Here is a 24018-nt window from a genome sequence, read left to right on the forward strand (position 1 = left end):
CTTGTTCCGGTGGATGTGTGTGCAATCAATGAAAATGGAGATCTCGGGATTTCGCCAATAAAATGAAAAAAATTAGGGGACAGGTACCTTGGTTCAATTAAGACCACGGTACCTGTCCCCTTGGCTGTCAGGGATAAGCCTCTTTTTTTATGATGCTCTCTTTCTCGTTTTCCAAAACACCACCATCCCCAATAAGAAGGGAATGACGAGTTGAAGGGGGATATGGAGATAGTAGGGGACGAGCTTCAATCCCACGTATAAATGCTCGGCTATGTCTCCGCTTCGATGGAGGGAGAGGAGGTACACGACCGCCATTAAGATGAAAACGTGCCCATTCTTTTGCTTCATTTTAAACAGCTGGCTGAGAACGACCCGTGCAGCGTATATGAATACGGATACTTTGATGAACCCTCCTCCGATAAGAAGAAGGTAGGTGAAGATTTCCATATGCTGGATGATTCCTAAATACGAAACCAATTCCATCGCTTTCACAAAGGGAAAGTAATAGGTATTGGCGAACGGGGCATGAAGGATCCCGATGACCAGTTCCATGGTGATCATAATGATCAAGCCGGCAATGACAATGGGCATCCAAACAACCTTTTGTACCTTCTCTTTATTGGCAATGTACGGTAGGAAGACAAGAAATACAACAAGTTCCCCATATGGGAAAGTCAGACCAGTAGGAAAGATCATGTGCCCGAGCGGTTTCCATCCGTGTGAGAAGAGAGGCATGAGGTATCTTACCTGGAATTCTTCTGAAAGGAAACCGAGCAGCCATAATATGACCAGGATCAGTAGAAAAAAGAAGGTCATGACGACAGCGCTTCTGGCAATCGCTTCGATCCCGAGCATCGTACTATAGCCGACAACGAGTAAGAACGGGACGGCGGCAATCCAGTTCGGGGCATCCGGATAAAGGATCTGGGTCGTGAAAAAGGCAAAATCATTCATGACCCTGGCGGCAATGTATAGAAAGTAAAAACTGAAGATGACAGCCAGAATCCTGGCCAAAAGGGAACCGAACCCCATCTCCAAAAGGGGGACGAATTCCTTCCACGAGCTCTTCTTCAATACAAGAAGATAGAAGTAGAATAAAAGGATCCCGAATCCTACTTCCATGGCAGTCGCCAGGATACTGTCTTCCATGGCGGTAAAGTTCAAACCGACTACGATCGTGCTCCCGGTAAGGAAAAGAAGCATCATGGAACATAACTCAAGTGCGGACATGGATACCTTATTCATGACTTCTGCCCCCTTTCTGGATTATTGTTTGACGTGACCGAATCGAATGAACTCCACATGGACACTTGTGTTCACATTCACCGTCGATAGAAAATCTTTCTCGTTCTTTTTCTTTTTCCAAAGCTTTGGCTCTTGCCGGTATAGGGCATCCTTTAATCCAAGCACGTCTGTCCCATCTTCCTGAGACTTTTTGATGACGGCATCCATATTGGATTTGATCTTTTTTTCCAATTGAGATTGCAGTGTTTTTCGTGAAGCAAGCTTGGTAAGGTCTTTCCCACACCCGATTTGTTCAAGGTTTCCTTTGATCTTTACCTTCAGGCGGAAGGAAACCGGTTGAGTGTCTGCTTTTAGAGATGAGGAGGTGGAGATGGCCTCAATTGTAAATTCATCGTGTGAATCTGCACACGGTGCCGAGATGTTTACAACCTGATCAACTCCCTTCATAAGGGCCAATGTATTGCTTTCCTCGTTGGTTAAAAAGGAATTCAGCTTCTCTCCTTTAAATGTCGCAAACCCTTCGAGGGAAAGATGGGAAGCGGGGGAGAAACTCTCAATATTCCCCTTGGACATCCCTTTATCGATATCACCGTGAATCTCCACATACGGGATGATAATGTCCGACGTTTTGTCTGTTAAGTAGCTTCGGATTCGCTCGGCTGAAGTGTTCACAAGATTTCCCCAGACCTGTTTTGAATTTCTCAACATCGTATTCGTATATAAGGCGGTTAATTTCTCCTGGGGGGTAAACAAACTCAAAAATGATTCCGGACTTTCCCCTTTGATGACGATGGTGTTGATGCTCGCCGGAACACGGGGATTGCGGACAAGGAAATCCAGCGTTTCGTTCAAGCCCTCCTCTTTCACCAGCCTTTCGCTCAAGGTGACCACTTGTAAGGTATCGAGAATCGGATCTTTAAGCGTTTCTTTTCTGATTTTTTCAATGGCTTCCGGTATGGTTCTGCCCATTTGGGTATAGGTGAATCCGCCTGTCGGGTCCACGGCATTCTTCTGATTGGCAGAAGGATTGAAGATCTGCAGGGTCACCGCATATTGACCGTCCAATTGATCAATCCCAAGGCCGGATACCAGTTCGACCTCATTTAATTGTTTCGTTTTTATATAACTGACGATAATGGATCCCAGCAGGACGAACAAAATGGTGATGAGACGTAACTTGGATAGATTCACGAATCATTCTCCTTTTTCGACTGATCTTCCATCTGTTCCTCCTTATGAAATACAGGAACGGTTTGGTTGATTTCAGGTATCGGTTTCCGGATGAAGACATCCTTTTTCATGTCCCTGCGCGAATAGGGTGAGACCGGGGCAAGATACGGGACCGAGAACGATCTCAGGTAGCAGAGATGAACCAAAAGCATTAACGTGAATAAGGCGATCCCGTATAATCCAAGCAATGCTCCGATCAAGATCAAGCTGATCTTAATGATCCTGACGGAATAGTTCAAGGAGGCAATCGGGATGATGCTTGAAAAGATGAACGAAATACTGATGATCACCAGGGTGACAGGCTGCACGAGCTGTGCTTCCACCGATGCCTGGCCGAAAACGATGGCACCAAAGAGAGAGATGGTGATGACCAGATTCTGTGGGAGACGGCTTGATCCCTCATAGATGGCATCGGTCAAGGTCAATACAAGAAGTGTTTCAAAAACGGTGGGAAACGGTACGGATTGCTGCTGCGCCGTGAAACCCACCAATAAATTCACGGGCAAGAGACCTTTGTGGAAGGTCGTGAAGGCCACATACAAGCCGGGTATGTAAAGAGATAACCAGAAGAAAATAAACCTCAATGGCCGCACGTATTTCGTGGCTTCGCTGTTTAAGTAATAATCATCGGGCGACTGGAAGAACTGAATGAGCACAGCTGGTGCAATCAGAACGAACGGGGTTCCGTCCACAACGATGCACACCCTCCCCTCCAAAATCTCCGCAGCCGCTACATCCGGTCTATCAGAATTCAAGACTAAAGGGAAAAGGGATTTAGACTCTTTCGTCAAATACTCGGTAATATAATTCGAACCGATGACCGAATCATAGGGCATTTCGTTCAGTTTCTCTTTGATGCTCGATAAAATCTCTGCATCCACCAGATTCTCCAGGTAAACAAGGGTGACAGACGTATTGGTGATCTTCCCGTAGGTTTCGGTATGAGCCTGGAGCATCGGGTTCTTAATGTATTTCCTGATGAGGGCCACATTCCCGCTGCGGCTCTCCGTAAAGCCGATATCCGGACCCTGGACAGTACGCTGTCCCTTTGGATTGGAGAGGGATCGCTCCTCCCACTTGGCTGTGTCGGCTGAAAGAACATCTGACTCGCCATCAAAGAGGATGATAGTGGAGCCATTCACGAGCTTATCGATGACCTTATCCATGTCTTCGAAGACCTCGATATCAGAGATTTGAAGAACCTCTTGGATGATAAAAGGGAAGAAAGGCTCATCTTCCTCTGTCATCGGTTTTTGCAGCAAAGGTTCGATGATATGTTCCTGAATGGCCATCGTATCCACAATGTTTTCTATGTAAAGGAGGCAGGCAGAAAAATGGCCGCCGGGTAACTTCAAATAACGTGTTTTGACATCAGAGCTTCCCCCGAAGGATGCAAGGATCCCTGAGACTCTTTCTGCTAAATGGCCTGATTGTTTCTGGTTCATTGCGCTCACCCTTTTGGTAGTGTCAATAGGATAGTATGCGCTGGAAGGGTGGATGTCATTCTTGTGATTGGGGGGAATTGAGTGAGTATTTGTAGGAGCCGCCTATGGTTCTTTTTTGAGTTTAACGAGATAACAGAAAAAACCAATAAGAACCAATTGATTTCTGATTATTCATATTATTAAGTTATATAGGGGTTTTCGAAATTGGCATGGAACTTGCAAGTAAGGTAGGTGATTTTATAAAAAGGAGGACGAACATTTGAAGAAATGGATCGCGGGATGGTTGGTGATGGTTTTATGGGGAAGCACTGTGGTGACCGCAGGTGCTGCAAGAAGCAGCTATACGTACTACCCTTATGGAAGTGAAGCAGATGTCACGACTCAGACGACGTACGGTGTGAATTTAATGGGCGGATCGACAGACGTGGATGAGGCGATGAGATGGATGGCAGAGAAAGCGAATGGAGGAGACTTCGTTGTACTTCGAACATCAGGCAGTGACGGATATAATCAATACTTATACGATTTAGCCGCCGACAACCAGTCCTCTCTGGATTCAGTGGAAACCATCCTGTTGAAAAACCGGAACGCCTCCTATGATAGCTTCGTGCTAAATAAAGTGAAGAATGCAGAAGCGGTATTCTTTGCAGGTGGAGATCAGTTTCTATATGTGGACTATATTGAAGGGACTCCATTGGAGGATGCACTTAATTCGAGGATTCAGAAAGGGATCCCTATCGGAGGGACTTCAGCAGGACTTGCGATTCAGGGAGAATTTGTGTATGACGCTGCCAATGGGACCGTCTACTCGGACGAGGCGTTGGCCGATCCTTACAATCGTTATATGACGTTTTCAAGGAACTTCCTCAAGAATCGCTACTTGGATCACACCATCACGGATAGTCACTTCGAGCAGCGGGACCGGATGGGACGCCTGGTTGGGTTCTTATCACGGAATCTGATGGACGGATGGACCACTGAAGCGAAGGGAATTGCAGTAAACGAGCAGACGGCTCTGTTGATTGAAGCGGATGGGTCAGCCAGGGTCGCCGTACAGCCAGGAGGGACGAATCAATCAGTCTATCTGGCAAAAGCTTCTTCACAGCCGAGCCAAGTATCACCTCTTTCTACCAGCGACATTGACGTCATCAAGCTGAATAACGGAGATACGATCGATATGACCAATTGGACGAATCACACCGGTTTTTCCTATGTATTAGATGCAGTCAATGGCGTGTTGAATTCATCCACCGGGTCGGTTTATGGGAACTAGATAGAAGAAGGGAGGGACGGACCTATAGGGTTCTGTCCCTCAATTTTTGTGCAGAATGAGAAGGGGCCAAGGTAACTGTCCCCCTGGCTCTTTTCTATTTAGCTTGGAACAGAACCCTTTTTAAAATGTTCATACCAATTCTGTATGCCCTTCTCGTCCCCTACATTCAATTCCAATAAAATGTTTCTGGCGAATTCAAGTGCAGCCGTTCCATTTGCCGTGACCAGTCCGTTATTTCGTACGGATGGTGTGGTGATGTAGTGTTCCTCGCCGCGATACTCCGGTGCGCCTTCTTTTAGATAAGAAAGGGAATTTCCTGTATGCTTATGGCAATCGAGGAATCCGTGCATGCCAAGGAAAGTCGTGGCGTCGCAAATGGCCGCGACGGAGATGTTTTTACCGAAACATTCCTTCACAAGCTTCTGGATCTTCTGATTCTTCTCTTCGCGCCACGTGGTTCCGCCGGGCATAATCAGCATATGGAAGTCTGGAAGAACGTCATCCATGCTGTAGTCGGGAAGAACCTTCAATCCACCCATAGAAATCTTAGGCTCCTTATCAATGGCAACGGTTTGAACCTTGTAGCCCGTCCACGATTTATTCAACTCCGCTGCGACGTAACTTGCCTCCCAATCGGCAAAGCCGTCTGTTAGAAACACCAACACTGTTTTCATATGCATCTCCTCCTTGTTACATTTTACCATATGGTTGGCTGATAGATGGGATTGGGTGGTGAATTTGAAATCGCTGATAAAAGGGAATTTCGTCTATAAAATCAACATTTCGCCGATAAATGATCCGACGCCAGGAAATCCACATGAAAACGCATACCCGTTCCCCCATCTGCACACCCTTAGGACATATGTCCTTTCACAAAATTCCAACCTCCTATTTAATAGAACAAAGAATAGGAGGATGAACGATGAAAGGTGCTTTATTTGCTCTGTTTGGAGGTCTTTGCATTACGATGCAGGGAATTTTCAATGCACGGATGAGTGACGCGATCGGCGGGTGGCATACGACTTCGATGGTCCACCTGGTGGCGTTTATCATTTCCATGACGATTTATCTGAATGTCAGAGATGGAAAAGGGAAGAGTTTCAGGCAGGTCCCGTTCTTATACTTGATCGGAGGCACGTTCGGGGTAATCGTGGTATTCTCAGAACTGACGGCGATTCACACGATAGGTCCCGCAGCGGCGATTGCCATCCTGCTTGTCGCCCAGATCGGAACGGCCTTCCTCATTGAATCACGCGGCTGGTTCGGGGAAAAGAAGATCCCTGTGACGAAGAGGCAGGCAGTCGGACTCACGATGATGCTGGCAGGAGTCATCCTGTTTCAATTGTAAAAAAGGAGTATGACGATGAAAGAAATCCAAGATGCTCAACCAGACCAATATATTAATCAATTCGAGCTGGACGATTTGTTTCCGGCCGGTTTCAGAAAAAAGATCAAGATGTATTCGTTTGAAAAAGGGGATGTCCTTTTTTCCACAGGGGAAGAGCTCGACGAACTGTATTTCCTCTTGGAGGGGAAAATCAAGATCTTCACCCATACACCGGAAGGGAAGCTCCTGATCAACCGGTTCAAGCGTCCCCTTGCCTTGATCGGGGATGTGGAATATTCGAAAGGGACGGCGGTCCTTAATTCGGTGGAAGCCGTCACTGACGGGGTGTTCCTGTCGGTGTGTTTCGAGGATTTGGCAAGACTTGAGAAGGAGAATCCCGCCATCATGCGATTTCTGTTTGATACGGTGGCCCACAAGTTCTACACGGAATCCCATATCACGAGCATGCATATGCTGTACCCCGTCGAAGTGCGCCTCGCAAGCTACTTGCTGTCGATTTCGGAAGCGGGGGAAGGGACCATGTTCCATCAGGAAATGCATACGTCGAACCTGATGGAGCTCGCCGAGTGGATCGGCACGAGCTACCGTCATTTGAACCGGGTGCTGAAGAAGATGGCGACGGATGACCTCATCGAGCGGGTCAACGGCTCCATCACCATTAAGGATCTGGATAAACTCAGCACTCTTGCAAAAGGAAACATCTATGAATAAGGAGGGTCTTATATGTTTGGAATCGGATTAGCCATCATCGCAGGTATATTAATCAGCCTGCAAAACGTATTCAACGCACGTGTCAGTGAAAAGACGGGACCATGGGCCACAACGAGCCTGGTGTTGGGACTCGGCCTCGTTTGTTCTCTGCCGGTTTTTTATAGTATGGAAGATAAGAGTCTGTTTGATTTTAGCGGCGTCAACCCTGTATTTCTTTTCAGCGGGGTGTTCGGTGTCGGCATCGTGTTCTTCCTCATGAGGGGGGTCACACTCATCGGCCCCGCGTATGCCATCTCAATCGCCCTTATTTCGCAGATCACGATCGCGTTCATCGTCAACACGGGAGGCTGGTTCGGGTTTGAACCGTCCTCATTGTCGTGGGAAAAGCTCCTCGGGATCGCGTTGTTGATCGGTGGAGTGCTTGTTTATAAGTTGGAGAAGCGGACCGAGAAACAAGAGGAAGAAGTACGGGAGAGTATCGGGGCGTGATGCCCGGTCACATAGGAAAAACGCCTGTCCCTTGTGGGGAGCAGGCGTTTTTTAATGATGGTTAGAAGAACCAAGGTAAAATAAGCGGAGATATTCCGGTTACCTTTAGGATGGAAGCTGTTTTGGAGGTGAATAAGCGGAAATATTCCGCTTACACCTTGAAAAAATAGCTATATTTGTATTTTTTGAGCAAATAGGCGGAATCTTTCCGTCTATTTCAACATTATTAAGGATTCATTCCCATATAAGCGGAAATTTTCCGGTTATCTATCAAATCTGGTGCGGAACCAGAACTCCCCACGCATAAGTGAGGCACCCTTTTCAAGAATGCCACTTCCCGATTTCTTCCCCCATCTTCACCGGTCCTTTTTCCCGGGTGAAGCTGAACTTTCCTTTCGGCACACAAAGAACGACCGTCGAGCCGAATGAGAAGTATCCATAGGGATCTCCCCGATGAACAACATCAGCCATATTCGTTCGGACGATTGAGTTCACGTTCAGCGCCCCGACCATGACGTGGGCAAGAGGCGATCCATCCACATCAAAGCGGGAAACAAGGCGGTAATTACGTGTGAGGGGACGGACACCGTGCGTCAGTCCGAGCTCGTTCACGGGATCAGCGTGTCTCCCGAGTGTGTAGACTTCCTCAACCCGCGCATCGATCGGCACGTGAACCCGATGGTAATCGGTGGGGCTCAGGTAAAAGATAAGAACCTTTCCGCCGGCATATGCCTCTGCCTTGGCCGGAGATCCGAGCAGTTCTTCCACGGTATAATCCTGTCCCTTGACCGTAAATGTGCTTTCCATAGTCAAGTCGTCGACGACGGATAAATAGGCGTCGCATGGGCTGACGAATGCACCCTCAGAACCTGAGACCGGTCGCGCATCGGGCTTCAGCTCCCTTGTAAAGATGTCATGAAGGGTACCGTACTCCCGGAGTTCCCGCGTGGCTTCCTCCATGTTCAACTTATAGACTTTGGCAAAAGAAGCGATGAACGGTTTGCTCATCTTGGATTCGGCGAATGAGCGTAATCCTTTGGCGATGATGGGATGGCCGTTCAATTCAAATATTTTTCGGTAAAATTTTGTCCTGATCATGTGTGGTCACGTCCTTTAGGTTCTGGGATAAGCATTTGGATGAGGGAAATCTTTTCGTTTTCATCCGTCGGTCTGTTTGATTTGAATTTACTCAGAAGCTCATTCATGCCATCAGTCAATTCCTTGAGCTCGTCGGGTGTCACATAAAGGTCCAGCTGGTTATATCCGAAGGAATTCCGGGCAAGATCCGGGTCGTTCAGAAGATAGCTCCTGGCCTGTCCGGTCACGGAGGAAAGGAAGGTCATGAACAGTTTAAGATGTTCTTCGCCTGACAGCTGCTCCAATTCTTCAACGGTCCTATAGGGGCTGTCCACCTGCATGGCATAGGTTTTCTCGACCGCACCCCGGATTTTGCGCTCATCGACGATATGAATGATCTTATTCTTTGTCAGTCGATTCAAATGGCGGTAAAGGGTGGCCTGTGGGACATCTGCCATCCATACTTTCAGCTCATGTACCGTCGCGGTCCCCTTTGAAAGGTGCTGGATGATCCGCATGCGAACAGGGTGGAGGAATAGGTCGGTATCTATTTGGGTCATTCGATTACATCCTTTTGTGATTGTTATCGATATTGATAATAATGGAGGGAGGGGGATTTGTCAATGGAATTGTGGGAGGGATGAAAGGGTACTGTGCAAAAAAAGCCCCTCCCATCAAGGAAGAGGCCCACTACACATTATCTTAAATCAAACCGGTCTGCATCCATCACTTTTACCCATGCGGCAACAAAGTCACGGACGAATTTTTCTTGATTATCATTCTGCGCATACACTTCTGCCAAGGCACGGAGCACGGAATTCGAACCGAATACCAGGTCAAAGCGCGTAGCTGTTCTCACGACTTCACCGGTCTTACGGTCACGGCCTTCATACTGATTGAAGCCCGCCGGTTTCCATTCGATGCCCATGTCCAGGAGGTTGACGAAGAAGTCGTTCGTCAAAGCACCGACGCGGTCCGTGAAGACGCCGTGTTTTGAATCGCCATGGTTGGCGCCTAATGAACGCATGCCGCCGATGAGGACGGTCATTTCAGGGGCGGTCAGTCCAAGAAGCTGTGATTTATCCACAAGCATTTCTTCCGGGCTGACGGCGTATTCCTGCTTCTGGTAGTTGCGGAATCCGTCCGATACAGGCTCCAATACGCCGAAGTTCTCAGCATCGGTCTGTTCAGCCGTTGCGTCGCCGCGTCCAGGTGAGAATGGGACGGTCACATCGAAGCCTGCTTCACGTGCTGCTTTTTCGACGCCCGCGTTCCCGCCAAGAACAATCAGGTCGGCAAGGCTGACTTTTTTATCAAGCTTGCTTTGAAGATCTTGGTAGACACCTAGCACCTTCTCGAGCTGAGCCGGCTCGTTCACTTCCCAGTCCTTCTGAGGAGCGAGACGGATACGGGCGCCGTTCGCGCCGCCGCGCATGTCGGAACCGCGGTAGGTGCTGGCGGATGCCCAGGCGGTTTTCACGAGCTCGCTTACGGTTAAGCCGGTGTCGAGGATCTGTTCTTTCAGCGAAGCGACTTCACTGTCGGAAAGATCGTAGTCCGCGGCCGGAACCGGATCCTGCCAGATCAACTCTTCGTCCGGAACCTCTGGACCCCAGTAGCGTGCTTTCGGTCCCATGTCGCGGTGAAGAAGCTTGAACCAGGCACGGGAGAAGGCGTCAGCGAATTCTTCCGGATTTTCATAGAAGTGACGGGAAATCTTTTCGTAATCCGGATCCATGCGAAGGGCCATATCCGCCGTCGTCATCATTGTCTTCACTTTGATGGATGGATCTTCGGCATCCGGTGCCATATGTTCTTCGGTCATGCCGACCGGTGTCCATTGGGAAGCGCCGGCTGCACTCTTCGTTTTCTCCCACTCGTAGCCGAAGAGAAGGTCGAAGTAGCCGTTATCCCATTTCGTCGGATTCGTCGTCCAGGCACCGTCGACACCGCTTGAAATCGTGTCGCGGGCTTTTCCACTGCCGTATGAGCTGATCCAGCCGAGTCCTTGGTTCTCGATGTCTGCGGCTTCCGGATCGTCGCCTACAAGCTCGGCGTCACCGGCTCCATGGGCCTTTCCGAATGTGTGACCGCCTGCGACAAGAGCAACGGTTTCGTAGTCGTTCATCCCCATGCGTCCGAATGTGTCACGGATATCCCGGGCACTTCCCAGTGGATCGGGTTCGCCGTTCGGTCCTTCCGGGTTCACGTAGATGAGACCCATTTGGACGGCAGCGAGAGGATTCTCAAGTTCACGATCGCCTGAGTAACGGTTGTCGGCGAGCCACTCTTTCTCATTTCCCCAATACACATCTTCTTCAGGATGCCAGATGTCTTCGCGACCGGCACCGAATCCGAAAGTCTTCAAGCCCATGGATTCAAGGGCGACGTTCCCTGTCAGGACGAGGAGGTCCGCCCATGAAATCATGTTGCCGTACTTTTGCTTGATTGGCCAAAGAAGGCGACGGGCTTTATCGAGGTTGACGTTATCTGGCCAGCTGTTCAATGGAGCAAAACGCTGTGAACCTGATGAACCGCCTCCGCGACCGTCCGTTTCGCGGTATGTACCTGCTGCATGCCAAGACATACGGATGAAGAAGGGACCGTAGTGACCGTAGTCGGCGGGCCACCAATCCTGGCTGTCTGTCATGAGATTGTGGAGATCCTGCTTCAATGCATCATAGTCAAGCTTTGCGAATTCTTCTTTATAATTGAAGTCTTCCCCCATAGGATTGGACTTCCGGTCATGCTGGCGAAGAATGCTGAGGTTCAGCATGTTCGGCCACCATTCTTTGTTCGTCGTTCCTCCAGGAGCTGTCGTCGTCGTGATGGCACTATCCTTGTGATGAGTGAACGGACACTCTCCGGATGCGGCGGAGTGATCCTTTTGATCAGGGCGATTCTCTTTTTCCATTACGATTCACCTTCCTGTTTTAAAATATGGGGCAAAGCAAACTACCACACAAATAGTGTGATAATTATAATAATTCTTAATTATTATTATAGAAGATTAGAATCTGTATGGAAAGCCTGAAGCTTGGAGAATGTTAACAATCAGAAATTCTCAATTACTCGCCTTTCCTTTTTTGTAATATTGGATTCCCATGTTCACTAACAAAAGGAATAGAAGAAAGTAAAGCACGAATAATTCCGCCACTTCCATCACCCGAAAGGGACTTACGGCATTGTGCCATGCTTCCCTCATCGTGTATCCCTGATAAAGGTCTAGACCAAGGGAAAAAGTGATCATAGATCCCAGCATCAAAAAAGTTATACCAAAGATTTTCACTCTGAATCACACTCCTCGACTTAGGTTCCTCCCTGACAGCCAGGTTCATACTGCCACACCTTGTTAAAAATTACATAAATCCCCCTCTTATGGATAAAGTAATAAAAAATAAGAGAAGGGTGCTGCAATCTATGCCTTCTTTCTTTAAGGATCGTAAATCAAAAAAGAGGCGAAAGAATGATACTGATAGTAATTCTTCGAAATCATCTGGAGACCATATACTCGTTTCTTTACAAGACAATCTGGACGTAATTCGAAAGAAAACAGGAAACAGTCCGGACGTAATCATCCGCCGACTGAAAATGGGGAAGGATTCGGAAATTGAAACGGCTGTTGTCTATATAGAAGGAATTGTCAATAACCAGTCGATTCAGGAGTTCCTGCTTCAGTCCATGATGAAGGATGAACATAAAGAAGAACTGAATGAGAACGATGCGTTGGAACTGATTACGGAAGATATGATGACCGTGGGGAATGTGTCTTCCATTGATACTTGGGAAAGCTTGTTTGCATCGCTCATGGCAGGTGACACCATTGTTCTGGTGGATGGCATAGGGAAGGCTATGAGTGCCTGCACGAAAGGGGGCGAAACCCGCTCCATTTCAGAATCGACGACTCAAGTCGTGGTTCGCGGTCCAAAGGGAGGCTTTATTGAATCGATTGATACAAACACCGCCATGGTCCGCCGAATCATTAAGACGCCTGATTTGTGGATGGAATCCTTTAAGGTGGGACGGGTAACAAAAACAGATGTGACGCTTATGTACATACACGGCATCGCTAATGATCAAGTGGTGGAAGAAGTCCGCAGGCGTATCAACAAGATCGATATCGACAGCATTCTGGAATCAGGCTATATCGAACAGCTGATTGAAGATCAGACGATGACCCCATTTCCAACGATCTTCAACACGGAACGACCGGATGTGGTGGCAGGGAATCTGTTTGAAGGACGGATTGCCATTTTTGTAGATGGAACGCCGTTTGTCCTGGTTGCTCCTGCGTTGTTCATCCAGTTCTTTCAGTCGGCAGAAGATTACTACGCACGCTTTGACATTGCGACGTCGATCCGCCTACTGAGGATCTTGATGTTTACGATTTCCCTGATTGCGCCTGCGACCTTTGTTGCGGTCACCACCTTTCATCAGGAAATGGTGCCGACGATGCTCATCGTCGCCATTGCAGCCCAAAGGGAATCGGTTCCATTTCCGGCGTTCGTGGAAGCCCTCCTCATGGAAATCACATTTGAAATCCTGAGGGAAGCAGGGATCCGCCTACCGAAAGCCATTGGATCTGCCGTTTCGATTGTCGGCGCCCTCGTCATTGGACAGGCAGCGGTTCAAGCAAGCATCGTATCGCCGGCGATGGTCATTGTCGTATCGATGACCGCCATTGCAAGCTTTGCTACCCCTTCTTTTGATATGGCGATTTCTGCCCGCCTGATTCGGTTTCTCTTCATGATCGGGGCAGCGACCTTCGGATTCTATGGAATCATCTTAATCTTCCTGCTCATGGTCGTTCATTTATGCGGTCTGCGTTCCTTTGGTGTACCTTATATGGCGCCATTTGCCCCGTTCATTCCGGTGAACAATAAAGATACGTTTGTACGGTTACCATGGTGGAGCTTAAGGCAGAGGCCGCGGCTGATCAGCGCCAACACGATCCGGGAAGGGGCTGGGCAGGGTCCCAAGACGCCTTCCTCCCGTGGGATGGTAAACCGAGGCGTAGAGGAAGGTGACAGTAATGGTTCGTAAAATGACGCTGTGCTTCCTGATTATAATCATTCCCTTTTTCCTGAATGGCTGTTGGAGCAAGAAGGAGTTAACCGATCTTGCCATCGTGGCGGCCATGGGGGTGGATAAAACTGAGGAAGGCAAATATGCCATGACCCTGCAAATCATCAATCCCGGTAACGTGGCAGGAGGCATGCGCGGAGGCGGAGTCGGATCCCAAAGCCCGCCTGTTACCATTTATAAGTCAACCGGGGATAACCTGGTTGAAGCAAGCAGGCGCGCTTCCAGTAAAATTTCGAGAAGACTGTATTATGCCCACACCAATCTGGTCGTCGTCGGAGAAGAGCTTGCAAGGGAGGAAGGCGTTGCGACCATCATTGACGCCATCGACCGCGACCATGAATTTCGGATTACAACCACCATGGTCATCGCCAATCATTCCACAGCGGAAGATCTCTTGCGGGCATTGACCCCCGTGGATAAAATCCCGGCCAACAAAGTGTTGAAGACATTGGAATTTTCAGAGCAGAAATGGGGGCAGACGTTGAAAACGTCGATCCAGGATGTGATGAAAGGCTTGCAATCATCCGATGGGGCAACCGTCGTATCGGGATTTCGGTTGATAGGGGACCCGAAGCATGCGAGCCGGCTGGATAACATTCAGGAAAGTGAGCCTGAATCGAGGTTGGAAGCGAGTGGGATCGCCCTTTTGAAAAAAGGGAAATTAGTGGATTGGTCGTATGGAAAAAAGGCAAGGGGAACCGTCTGGATCCTGGATAAAGTAAAGGCTACAGACATTAACATTGATTGGAAGGGAAAGAATGATGCTGTCGCCTATCAAGCCGACCGGCAAAAAACAAGCGTTTTAGGGAAAATGAAGGACGGTAAACCACATATCACTATCCATACAAGTGTGGAAGGGACAATCGGCGGAATTGATGTACCGGCTGACATTACAGATGAAAAAGTCATTTCCGAAATGGAGAAAAAGGTGCGGAAAGAAATTAAGGGAGAAATAGAGAAAGCTATTCAACAGGCCCAAACCAATCATGCCGATATCTTTGGGTTTGACGGAGTGATCCGGCGTTCAAGACCCGATAATTGGGAAAAACTCAAAGCGATGTGGAACGAGGTCTACTTCCCGGAACTACAGGTGGACATTACGGTGGAAGCTTATATCCGCCGTGCGGGTCTCAGGAATAAATCGTTTCTTTCAAGCCTGGAAGAAGGATAAGAAGAAGGAGGGACGGGTTACATGGAGAAAGCAAAAATCAGTGCCATCCAGCTCTTTGTCTTGATGGTCCTGTTTGAACTCGGCAGTGCACTACTCGTCCCTCTTGCCATTGATGCCAAGCAGGACGCATGGCTTGCCATCCTGATCGGGATGTTGGCCAGCTTCGTGCTTTTACTTGTGTACCATAAACTTTATACGTATTATCCCGATTTGCTGCCGACAGAGTACATGCAGAAGATTCTCGGGAAAGGGGCAGGGACGGTCCTTGCGTTCCTGTACCTGTTCTTCTTTATGTATGATGCTTCAAGGGTTCTGCGCGATTTTGGCGAAATGCTCCTAACGTTTGCGTATCCGGAAACGCCGTTATTCATCGCCAATGCCCTGTTGATGCTGGTCATCATTTACACGGTCCGAAAGGGAATCGAAGTCATTGCCCGTTCGGGGGAACTGCTCTTTATGCTCATGTTCCTCCTTTCGGTCGTCGGGTTCATCCTGATTGTCGTGTCCGGACTGATCGACTTTAGGAACTTGCAACCGGTCCTTGAAAAAGGACTTGCACCGGTCCTCAAAGTGGTGTTTACTCAAACCTTGTACTTCCCTTTCACAGAAGTCATCGTCCTCACGATGGTGCTGCCGTATTTGAATAATCCGAAGAAGGCGAAACTGACCATGTTCTGTGCAACAGGGTTAAGCGGAATCAATCTGATTCTCACGATGCTGATCAATATTAGTGTCCTCGGTGTGGATCTGACAGCCCGCTCACAATTTCCGCTTCTGAGTACGGTCCAGTCAATCCAAGTCGCTGATTTTCTGGAGCGCCTCGATGTCTTTTTCATGCTGGGTCTGGTGATCGGGATCTTCTTTAAGATCAGTATCTTATTTTATGCGGCGGTTATCGGGACATCAAGCTTGTTTAAAGTACAATCCCCATCCCGCCTCGCCTACCCATTGGGGCTGATCGTCCTGTTTATGTCGATGGCAATCGCGAGGAATTTTCAGGAACATATTCATGAAGGATTGAAAGTGGTCATGTATGTGCTGCACCTTCCGCTTCTTGTTGTGATTCCGATTGTGCTGCTGATGATTGCATTTGTGAAAAATAGAAAAAACCATAAGAGCAATTGAGATCTCATATCCAGATTACATCTTGACCTGGAAATGTGTGTTTCTTATACTAAAAGATAGTTCATACTAAAACCTTAACGGAAGTGGATTTTTGTAGAGTGAATGCTCTATTTTCGCCACACAATCGATTGAATGATCGATTGTGTGGCTTTTTTATTTGAAAAGAAGGAGGCTAAAGAATGAAAGCGCGGCATTATGCGTTACTCGTCTTTTTGGGTGGATGCTGTTATGGGATATTATCGACTTTTGTGAAATTGGCTTATTCAGCCGGTTTTTCACTTGCAGAGGTGACGGGTGGACAGTTTATATTTGGCACTATCCTTATATGGCTTCTGGTCTTGTTCACTAGGAAGAAACGTATTTCTCTCAATCAAGCTTTTAAATTGACAGTGTCTGGAGTTCCTCTTGGATTGACAGGAGTATTGTATTATCAAGCGTTAGAAACACTGAACGCTTCTCTTGCCATTATTTTCTTATTTCAATTTGTTTGGATCGGTACGTTGATGGAGTGGTTTCTATATAAGAAGAAACCAACTAAAGAAAAAATAGTCTCGATCATCATTCTCCTGATTGGCTCCCTATTAGCGTCAGGTGCCCTCTTGCAAGGGAATGTGTCATTCACGGTGGAAGGAGCAGTGTGGGGAGGGCTGGCCGCTATTTCTTTCGCGACGTTTCTGTCCCTCAGCAGCTCTGTTGGGAAAGATATTCCACCCGTCTTAAAAAGTGCCATCCTCTCGACGGGTGGCTTACTGGTGGTATGTATACTCTTTCCGCCTGTGTTCCTATTTGATATTCCTACATTTACGGGTGTGATGGGGTATGGTGTCATACTTGGCGTGTTTGGTGTAGCGTTACCACCCCTTCTATTCTCGATCGGTATGCCCAAAGTGGGACCAGGACTTGGCACGATCTTAACGGCATCGGAACTTCCGGTGGCTGTAGTCATGTCCTTTCTCGTGCTTCATGAAGAGGTCCGTGCACTGCAATGGATCGGCGTCGGAATCATACTTTGTGGGATTGTCATCGGGAATAGTAAGAAGAAACATAGAGTTCAGGCTTCTGGCGATTAACATATAAAGGTCCGTCCCTCGGTCGTGAGGGACGGACCTTTATATATAGTCTTTGGCATATATGGATGGGGAGGGTTTCATTCTTTTCGTTGAACTTCATTACCGCTCTTTTTTTATGCTGAAAAGGAAAAGGTCCTTTAAGGTAGAATAGGTATAGTAGATACACTAAATAGAAGAGACAATATGAGTAATTGTCATTCAAGAGAAAATATAGGAATGAGATAAGGAAGTGAGAAAGATGGATTTGGAAACCGTCATGAGTGAGCTCCAAGCCCTCGGCAAGGAACGAAGTAAGAAAATGTACATATCAAATGGTGCGCATGAACCGGTGTTCGGTGTCGCAACCGGTGCCATGAAGCCGATTGCAAAGAAAATCAAGAAGGATCAGGCCCTGGCGGAGGAATTATATGCGACAGGGAATTATGATGCCATGTATTTTGCCGGAATCATTGCCGATCCGAATGAGATGACCGAGGCGGACTTTGACCGCTGGATCGAGGGAGCCTACTTCTACATGCTGTCGGATTATGTGGTGGCGGTGACGCTCTCTGAATCGGATATCGCGCAGGAAGTGGCCGATAAGTGGATAGAGAGCGGAGGAGAATTGAAGATGTCTGCGGGCTGGAGCTGTTACTGCTGGCTCCTTGGGAATCGGAAGGACGAAGAATTTTCCAAAGAGAAGCTTAGGGGAATGCTCCAGAACGTGAAAGACACGATCCACGATGCCCCCGAACGGACGAAATCGTCGATGAATAACTTTGTTGGGACCGTGGGGGTGTCGTATGTCCCTCTTCATGAAGAGGCATTCGAGACCGCAAAGGAAATCGGTCCTGTCGAGATGGTGCGGGAAGGGAAGAAGAACAGTGTCCTGAAGTCAGCCGATGATATTCAGAAGCAGGTGGAGAAGGGACGGATCGGGTTTAAGCGGAAGTATGTGAGGTGTTGATGCGTCATGGGAGGAGGGAACACTATGAACAATAAAATATCCTTTATTCGATCATCACAATTGGCACATGTTGATTATGCCTACGCTTCAAGAGTACCTTCAGACATGGACCTCCTTTTTTTAGCGGGAGCCTGTCCTTTAAATAAAAATGGAGAAGTCCCTCATGCACAGGATTATGAACTCCAAGCCAAGCTCTGTGTGGAGAATATGAAGGAAGTACTGAAAGAGAGCGGTGCCTCCCTGAAGGACGTCGTTTACACCAGGGTCCTTGTAGCCTCTCATCATCAGGCCGATTTAGTGACGGCTTGGGAGTCGATAAGAAAAGAGTTTGGGGATCATGATGTTCCGAGTACATTATCAGGAGTGACAGTGCTCGGATACACACATCAATTGGTGGAAATCGAGGCGGTTGCGGCAATCAGGACCGAATAAAACCAGAGGGACAGGTCCCGGGGCTCATTTTGAGACTCGATACCTGTCCCTCTGGCGCATGTGAAGGGGGAAACGGATGTATGTTAACACAACCTGAGTTCAACCAGGGAAAAATCATAGATGGATTAAAAGAACATTTTAACATGGCAGCGAAAGAAGTGACGTTCCTGCCCATCGGACATGATCCGAAAGCGGCAGTTTATCGTGTCGCTGGGTGGAATGGCGAGGTCTTTTTTCTAAAAATGATTAAAGGTTCCTTTGATGAAACGGGGATCAGGATCGTTCATTTCCTCTCCACTCAAGGGATCGACGCGGTCATACCGCCTATCCAGACCACTAATGATGAGCTGGCGGTCCATGATGAAGGATACCACTGGATCCTCTCGCCGTTCGTAGACGGGCGAACGGGTTTCGAATCACCGTTAAGCGAGCAACAGTCGATTCGTTTTGGTCAGATCCTGAAATCCATTCATTCTGTAAGGATCCCTCATGATCTTCAGGTGCAGCTGCGCCAAGAAGATTTCTCCGGTCCCTGGTGTGAGAAAGTCAGGGAACTCGACCGGGAGATGGATGCCGATCTGCCCCGTGACAAAGTGGCAGGGAACCTCATTGATTTTTGGAAAAGAAAGCGCGGGGACATCCTGACCCTTGTAAAGCGGACAGAGGAGCTTGGACAGAGGCTGCAGGATCATGATAAAAGTGGATTCGTTTTATGCCACGGGGATATCCATCCCGGGAATGTGATGATCGATGGGGATTCAAAGCTGTTCATCGTTGATTGGGACGATCCCGTCATGGCCCCGGTTGAGAGGGATTTGATGTTCCCGGGAGTAGGGTTGGGGTTGTGCTTCAAGGATGAGAGCCCCGAGCATATTGACCTCTTTTACAAGGGGTATGGAGAGGTGGAGGTGAATCCGGTCCTTCTCGCTTATTACCGGAATGAGCGGGTGGTGGCGGATATCGCTTCGTACGGCATGCAGTTATTGAATGAAGTAGGAAATTTAGAAGACCGGAAGAATGGATTGCGGTTGTTGATGGGGCAGTTTGAAGCGGGGTATGAGGTGGAAGTTGCGGGGAGGACGTATGAGGAGATGATGGGGAGACTTGGGTGACGGCCTTTTTTATATGAAAGTAGAGTGAAAGAGACATTAAATTAAGGAGGAACGTCATGTATGAAAACAATCTCGAATATCGGGTGATAGGAGAAGGTAAGCAGGTCCTCGTCTTTGAAACAGGGATCGGCAATTCCTTCTACAGCTGGCTTCCATTTGTGAAGCGGGTCAAGAATGATTTTACTGTTATTTTGTATCACCGGGCAGGTTATGGGGAAAGCGGGACATCCACGGAGACTCGGACTACAGCGAATATCGCAAGGGAGCTCAATGGCCTCATGGAACATCTGCAGATCGAGCGATTTCTTATAGCCGGTCATTCATTCGGCGGACTTTGCGCTCAAGCATATGCGAGGATGTACCCTGAAAAACTGGACGGGCTCCTCCTTATAGATGCAACCTCCCACAATTTTCAACGACTCTACGATCTCAATCTGCCAGTCATGTATTCTATGATTTCATTGGAGCTGCTGATTGAAGCTAACGAGGAGAACGCAGGGAAGAGCAGAGCTGAATTGGAAGAATGGTATAAAGAAAGGGAAAGCGAATTGTCAGATGAGGAGGAAGCGTTTCTTACAAATCCTGTCCTCTACCAAACGATTGCTGATGAATTTACCAGCTGGTCCACGAGCAGTGACGAAATCAAGTCTGGCGAACCATTTCCGGATATCCCCCTGATTGCCATTGCGAGAGATGAAGCACTCTCTGCCAAGCCTTACATTGAATATGGCATACCGGAAGAGGAAGCTCTGCTTCATGAAAAGGTGTGGAGTGAATTACAAGTGGAGCTTGCCCAGTTATCAGAAATAGGGGAACTTGTAATTGCTGAGGGGAGTGATCATGAGGTACATAAAGATCAACCGGAGATTGTGGTGGAATGTTTACAGAGGTTAAAAGAGGGACAGGTTCCCGGGTTCAAATGAGCCAAGGGACCTGTCCCTCTGGTATTTTGCCTTTGGTATTCCCGCTATTTTTTAAAAGGTCCAACTTTTTGGAAAACCTATCCTGCCTATGCTTCGTCTAATTAAGTGGGAGGGAAGACAGTGGAGGAACTATCGGAAATGAGGACACAGTCAATGGAAGGTGTAACAATTGAGGAAGTCGTGGAGCAGTATGGGGAGGACGTGTGGAAGCTCGTATTCTCATATGTACGCCAAGAACAGGCTGCGGACGATCTAACTCAGGAGATATTTATAAAAGTGTATAAGAAGATGGATACATTTTTAGGTCGCTCCTCCTTGCGTACGTGGATATGGAGGGTAGCGATCAATCACTGTAAAGATTACTTGAATAGCTGGTATAAGCGAAAGGTGTTTACGGAAGAAGATCAACACTTTCAGATGATGAGTTCCGGGAATTCGGTTGAAGGGGATGTCATTCAGAGGGATGAGGATCAGGAGTTGGAAAAAGCCGTGCTCGGACTCCCATTGAAATACAGAGAAATCATTTATCTACATTACTATGCAGATCGCTCGGTAAAAGAGGTCTCCATCCTTTTGAGTGTGAAGGAAAATACGGTGAAAACACGGTTAAGGAAAGCGAAGCAATTATTGAAGGAAGGTCTGGTGAATGGATGATGGAGGAACGTTTAAAAAGACTTCGGAAAGCGATGGACCATGGTTCATTTAATCAAATGCCTTTTACAGAAGAGAAAAAGCAGATGATCAAAAGAGGAATTGAGAACTCCAAGGGAAATGACCATGATATCCTGTTGCATATACTGCAATTACTAGTTGACGAGAAGACCGGACATGAACTCCTCAATAATCTTCGCAGCAGAGGAATCAATCAATATGAGGAAAGACATGGTTTCCTGTATGCGGCCCTTCACAAAATGGAACAAGACAAGCTGTTGGACTCTTTCTGGAAACGAGAGGAGAAGAACTACAAATTATCAAGTCGGGGACGGAAAGTCCTTCAATCGCTGGAAGAAGGAAAAAGTGTGAAAAATCTTTCTTTTCAAGTCTTACTTGAGGGGGAGTAATGATGAGGGAAACGAGAGTGGATTATCTACAGCGCGTGATTCGGCAAGTGAGAGCAAAAGAAGCTAAACAGTTCGTTGCCGATGAACTTAACCATCACCTGGATGAAGAAATCAAGAGCTTAAAAAAGGTCGGGATGGATGAAGCGGCTGCGGAAGATAAAGCCATTAAGCATATGGGAAGTGCAGAACGCCTTGGGATGGAAATGAATAAACTTCATCGACCGCGTGTGGATTGGATCATGATTGGGTTGGTTCTGTTGATTTCGTCCATGGGGATTCTCCCCAGTCTGCATGTGAGTACAGAATTGTATAATGAAAACGGATATATATTGAGGGAAATCACCTATCTCTTAATGGGCATTTTTATTTCTGCTTTACTAATGTTTTTTGATTACAGGAAGCTCCATGTGATCAGGTGGTGGATCTATGGTGGTACTGCGTTGATTCTGATTGCTTTAACGATTTTTCCTAATTCTTATGTGAATGGAGAAGCACATTTCAGATTCGCAAGTTTCACGATTGACAGTACAACCGCTGTCACTGCATTGGTTTTGAGTTGGATTATATTCATAGGTAACGGCAAAACTTCTTTTTTGTGGGTTCTTCCTTTCCTTATTGTAAGCCTTTGCTCATTAATGATGCTTCCGAGTTTACCTGCTGTATTTGTATTTACATTGACTGTAACAGTATTGTTATGGGGAGGTTTTAAAGATAAAAGGAAGTATATATTTTTGGGTTATTCAGTGATAGGCGCTTTCATCGCGTTCATGATGTTCACTGTGGAACCATACCAACTGGCTAGGCTGTTTGCCTTCATTCATCCTGAAGAATACAAAAGTAATCTTGGTTATATGTACTTGCGTAATCAAGAACTATTGGCCGAAGGTGGGTGGTTCGGAGTACAGGGGGGAACGGAGACGATCAATGAAGGGCATACAAATTTTGCCCTTACAACGATTACCTATTATTACGGATGGATAACAGGCGCTGCACTCATTCTGACAGGGCTATTCATTATGTACAGGATGCTGCGCCATATCCGATCCATCAAAGATCCATTGGGACAATCGATCATCCTTGGCGGGGTCACATTATTTTCAACCCAATTCCTCTACAATGTGGGGATGATCATTGGATTCCTGCCTCACACAGGGATGGCCCTTCCCTTCGTAAGCTATGGGTTAAACCCGACCTTACAGACGTTTATAGTAGTGGGCTTGTTTTTGAGTGTATATAGAAGAAAATCCCTCACTTTCTATCGGAGAGAAGCGAGAGGAGATGAATGGTGATGTTTGATTCGTAGTGTCACGGAAATGGATATGGGTAGCCAAAGGGAAAGGTCCTCCGGCTCTAGATGAGCCAATGGACCTTTCCCTCTGGTATAGTCTGGTGATTGCTTATAATGGAAGCACGAGAACCGTCCCCATGCTTACGTTTTGGGAAAGGTAAATCCTTCCCCGAATACATCTCGCACATCGTGAACGACGACGAATGCTTTTTCGTCGATCTGCTGGATCATTTTTTTCAGGAGGAAGAGTTCCTGTTTGTTGATGACGACATAGAGAATATCTTTGGATGACTTGGAATAATGGCCCCGAGCGTTGATGATAGTGACGCCACGGTCCATTTTGGCGCTGACTTTTTCGGCGATGGCGTCGGTATCCTGGGAGATGATCGTGACCGCCTTCCGTGTATCGAATCCGTCGATCAGGTAATCGAGGATCTTCGTGCTGATATAGATGGAAATACCGGTGTACATGGTGTTTTCAATTCCGATGACGAACATGGAACTGAGGACGACAATAATATCAAACACGAACATACTCGTACTGACACCCCATCCGAATCGCTGGTTCAGCATGCGGGCTACAATCGTGGATCCGCCTGTCGTCCCGCCTGAACGCAGGACAAGGCCGAGTCCGATTCCGATGAACACCCCGGCAAATACGGTGCCGAGCATGATGTCGACAGAGTCCCCCATCCCTTCTGTTAATTGAATGAAAAGGGATGTAAAGAAAATGGCCAGCATGGTGTACCATGTTACCCGTTTATTTAAAACCTTATATCCGATGGCGAGCAGAACCCCGTTCATGGCGAAGTTCGTGATACCCGGCGACCAATCGAATACATAGTAAAGAATCATCGAAATCCCCGTTACGCCGCCTTCCCCAAGCTCATTTGGGATGGCAAACAAATTGACCCCGAGGGCGAAAAATAAGGAGCCGATAATGATCAGTGTAATTTCTTTCGTTGTTGAATTCATATGCTCACTCCG

The 24018-nt window shown here is 47.5% G+C and carries 24 protein-coding genes; 15 read left to right on the forward strand and 9 right to left on the reverse strand.

Annotated elements, in window-relative coordinates; translation table 11 throughout:
• Positions 1–147: 147 nt before the first annotated feature.
• The 3 genes from P8596_RS03910 to P8596_RS03920 are packed head-to-tail and all read right to left on the reverse strand — an operon-like array spanning position 148 to position 3920.
• Positions 148–1245 (reverse strand): GerAB/ArcD/ProY family transporter, encoded by a 1098-nt coding sequence (locus tag P8596_RS03910; protein ID WP_279725974.1) that lies wholly within the window; start codon positions 1243–1245, stop codon positions 148–150.
• 21 nt (positions 1246–1266) lie between these two features.
• Positions 1267–2436, reverse strand: coding sequence for a Ger(x)C family spore germination protein (locus tag P8596_RS03915; protein WP_279725975.1), 1170 nt, complete (start codon positions 2434–2436; stop codon positions 1267–1269).
• Positions 2433–3920: a spore germination protein gene (locus P8596_RS03920; protein ID WP_279725977.1), complete on the reverse strand. Its 1488-nt coding sequence runs from the start codon at positions 3918–3920 to the stop codon at positions 2433–2435. The genes P8596_RS03915 and P8596_RS03920 overlap by 4 nt, the downstream gene beginning before the upstream one ends.
• A 259-nt stretch (positions 3921–4179) precedes the next feature.
• Between P8596_RS03920 and P8596_RS03925 the strand changes: the two genes are divergently transcribed.
• Positions 4180–5193: a cyanophycinase gene (locus P8596_RS03925; RefSeq protein WP_279725978.1), complete on the forward strand. Its 1014-nt coding sequence runs from the start codon at positions 4180–4182 to the stop codon at positions 5191–5193.
• A gap of 98 nt (positions 5194–5291) precedes the next feature.
• Here the strand turns inward: P8596_RS03925 and P8596_RS03930 are convergent, their stop codons facing one another.
• Positions 5292–5867 carry a type 1 glutamine amidotransferase family protein gene (locus P8596_RS03930; RefSeq protein ID WP_279725980.1) on the reverse strand — a complete coding sequence of 192 codons (576 nt, stop codon included), beginning with the start codon at positions 5865–5867 and terminating at the stop codon, positions 5292–5294.
• A 248-nt stretch (positions 5868–6115) separates the two neighbouring features.
• On the opposite strand from P8596_RS03930, the gene P8596_RS03935 reads away from it, so the two are divergent.
• From P8596_RS03935 to P8596_RS03945, 3 genes are read left to right on the forward strand one after another with little or no spacing between them, the layout of a single operon-like run.
• Positions 6116–6541 carry a DMT family transporter gene (locus P8596_RS03935; RefSeq protein ID WP_279725982.1) on the forward strand — a complete coding sequence of 142 codons (426 nt, stop codon included), beginning with the start codon at positions 6116–6118 and terminating at the stop codon, positions 6539–6541.
• A gap of 15 nt (positions 6542–6556) precedes the next feature.
• A complete protein-coding gene (locus P8596_RS03940) occupies positions 6557–7252 on the forward strand; it encodes a Crp/Fnr family transcriptional regulator (protein ID WP_224521246.1) in 696 nt (231 codons plus the stop codon).
• Positions 7253–7264: 12 nt separating this feature from the next.
• Positions 7265–7741 (forward strand): DMT family transporter, encoded by a 477-nt coding sequence (locus tag P8596_RS03945; RefSeq protein ID WP_224521245.1) that lies wholly within the window; start codon positions 7265–7267, stop codon positions 7739–7741.
• Between the two features lie 321 nt (positions 7742–8062).
• Here P8596_RS03945 and P8596_RS03950 read toward each other — a convergent pair whose 3' ends face one another.
• The 4 genes from P8596_RS03950 to P8596_RS03965 form a co-directional block, all read right to left on the reverse strand.
• On the reverse strand, positions 8063–8839 hold the full coding sequence (locus tag P8596_RS03950; protein ID WP_279725983.1) for a phosphatidylserine decarboxylase: 777 nt from the start codon (positions 8837–8839) through the stop codon (positions 8063–8065).
• Positions 8836–9378: a helix-turn-helix domain-containing protein gene (locus P8596_RS03955; RefSeq protein WP_279725984.1), complete on the reverse strand. Its 543-nt coding sequence runs from the start codon at positions 9376–9378 to the stop codon at positions 8836–8838. The genes P8596_RS03950 and P8596_RS03955 overlap by 4 nt, the downstream gene beginning before the upstream one ends.
• Positions 9379–9515: 137 nt before the next feature.
• On the reverse strand, positions 9516–11732 hold the full coding sequence (katG, locus tag P8596_RS03960; RefSeq protein ID WP_279725987.1) for a catalase/peroxidase HPI: 2217 nt from the start codon (positions 11730–11732) through the stop codon (positions 9516–9518).
• A 150-nt stretch (positions 11733–11882) separates the two neighbouring features.
• Complete coding sequence (locus P8596_RS03965; protein ID WP_481900333.1) at positions 11883–12080, reverse strand: YczF family membrane protein; 198 nt, start codon at positions 12078–12080, stop codon at positions 11883–11885.
• Between the two features lie 158 nt (positions 12081–12238).
• Between P8596_RS03965 and P8596_RS03970 the strand changes: the two genes are divergently transcribed.
• From P8596_RS03970 to P8596_RS04020, 11 genes are all read left to right on the forward strand, one after another.
• Positions 12239–13861 (forward strand): spore germination protein, encoded by a 1623-nt coding sequence (locus P8596_RS03970; RefSeq protein ID WP_279725989.1) that lies wholly within the window; start codon positions 12239–12241, stop codon positions 13859–13861.
• The gene (locus P8596_RS03975) at positions 13851–15074 is read left to right on the forward strand and encodes a Ger(x)C family spore germination protein (RefSeq protein WP_279725990.1); all 1224 of its coding nucleotides are present in this window, start codon (positions 13851–13853) and stop codon (positions 15072–15074) included. Before P8596_RS03970 ends, P8596_RS03975 begins: the two co-directional genes overlap by 11 nt.
• 21 nt (positions 15075–15095) lie before the next feature.
• A complete protein-coding gene (locus P8596_RS03980) occupies positions 15096–16199 on the forward strand; it encodes a GerAB/ArcD/ProY family transporter (RefSeq protein ID WP_279725991.1) in 1104 nt (367 codons plus the stop codon).
• Positions 16200–16378: 179 nt separating this feature from the next.
• Entirely contained in the window at positions 16379–17269 is an 891-nt protein-coding gene (locus tag P8596_RS03985; protein WP_279725992.1) for an EamA family transporter, read from the forward strand.
• Between the two features lie 238 nt (positions 17270–17507).
• Positions 17508–18215 carry a DNA alkylation repair protein gene (locus P8596_RS03990; protein WP_279726958.1) on the forward strand — a complete coding sequence of 236 codons (708 nt, stop codon included), beginning with the start codon at positions 17508–17510 and terminating at the stop codon, positions 18213–18215.
• Between the two features lie 24 nt (positions 18216–18239).
• Entirely contained in the window at positions 18240–18647 is a 408-nt protein-coding gene (locus tag P8596_RS03995; RefSeq protein WP_279725994.1) for a RidA family protein, read from the forward strand.
• An 80-nt stretch (positions 18648–18727) separates the two neighbouring features.
• Positions 18728–19759 (forward strand): phosphotransferase, encoded by a 1032-nt coding sequence (locus P8596_RS04000; protein ID WP_279725996.1) that lies wholly within the window; start codon positions 18728–18730, stop codon positions 19757–19759.
• Between the two features lie 56 nt (positions 19760–19815).
• On the forward strand, positions 19816–20682 hold the full coding sequence (locus P8596_RS04005) for an alpha/beta hydrolase (protein ID WP_279725998.1): 867 nt from the start codon (positions 19816–19818) through the stop codon (positions 20680–20682).
• A gap of 138 nt (positions 20683–20820) precedes the next feature.
• The gene (locus P8596_RS04010; RefSeq protein ID WP_279726959.1) at positions 20821–21336 is read left to right on the forward strand and encodes a sigma-70 family RNA polymerase sigma factor; all 516 of its coding nucleotides are present in this window, start codon (positions 20821–20823) and stop codon (positions 21334–21336) included.
• Positions 21333–21743: a PadR family transcriptional regulator gene (locus P8596_RS04015; protein WP_279726000.1), complete on the forward strand. Its 411-nt coding sequence runs from the start codon at positions 21333–21335 to the stop codon at positions 21741–21743. Before P8596_RS04010 ends, P8596_RS04015 begins: the two co-directional genes overlap by 4 nt.
• Positions 21743–23032, forward strand: a complete 1290-nt coding sequence (locus tag P8596_RS04020; protein WP_279726002.1) for an FtsW/RodA/SpoVE family cell cycle protein — start codon at positions 21743–21745, stop codon at positions 23030–23032. Before P8596_RS04015 ends, P8596_RS04020 begins: the two co-directional genes overlap by 1 nt.
• Before the next feature lie 140 nt (positions 23033–23172).
• Here P8596_RS04020 and P8596_RS04025 read toward each other — a convergent pair whose 3' ends face one another.
• Positions 23173–24006, reverse strand: coding sequence for a YitT family protein (locus P8596_RS04025; protein ID WP_034761627.1), 834 nt, complete (start codon positions 24004–24006; stop codon positions 23173–23175).
• Between the last annotated feature and the right edge of the window lie 12 nt (positions 24007–24018).

The sequence above is a fragment of the Rossellomorea sp. DA94 genome (genome assembly GCF_029834455.1).
GTDB classification, from domain to species: Bacteria; Bacillota; Bacilli; order Bacillales; family Bacillaceae_B; genus Rossellomorea; species Rossellomorea vietnamensis.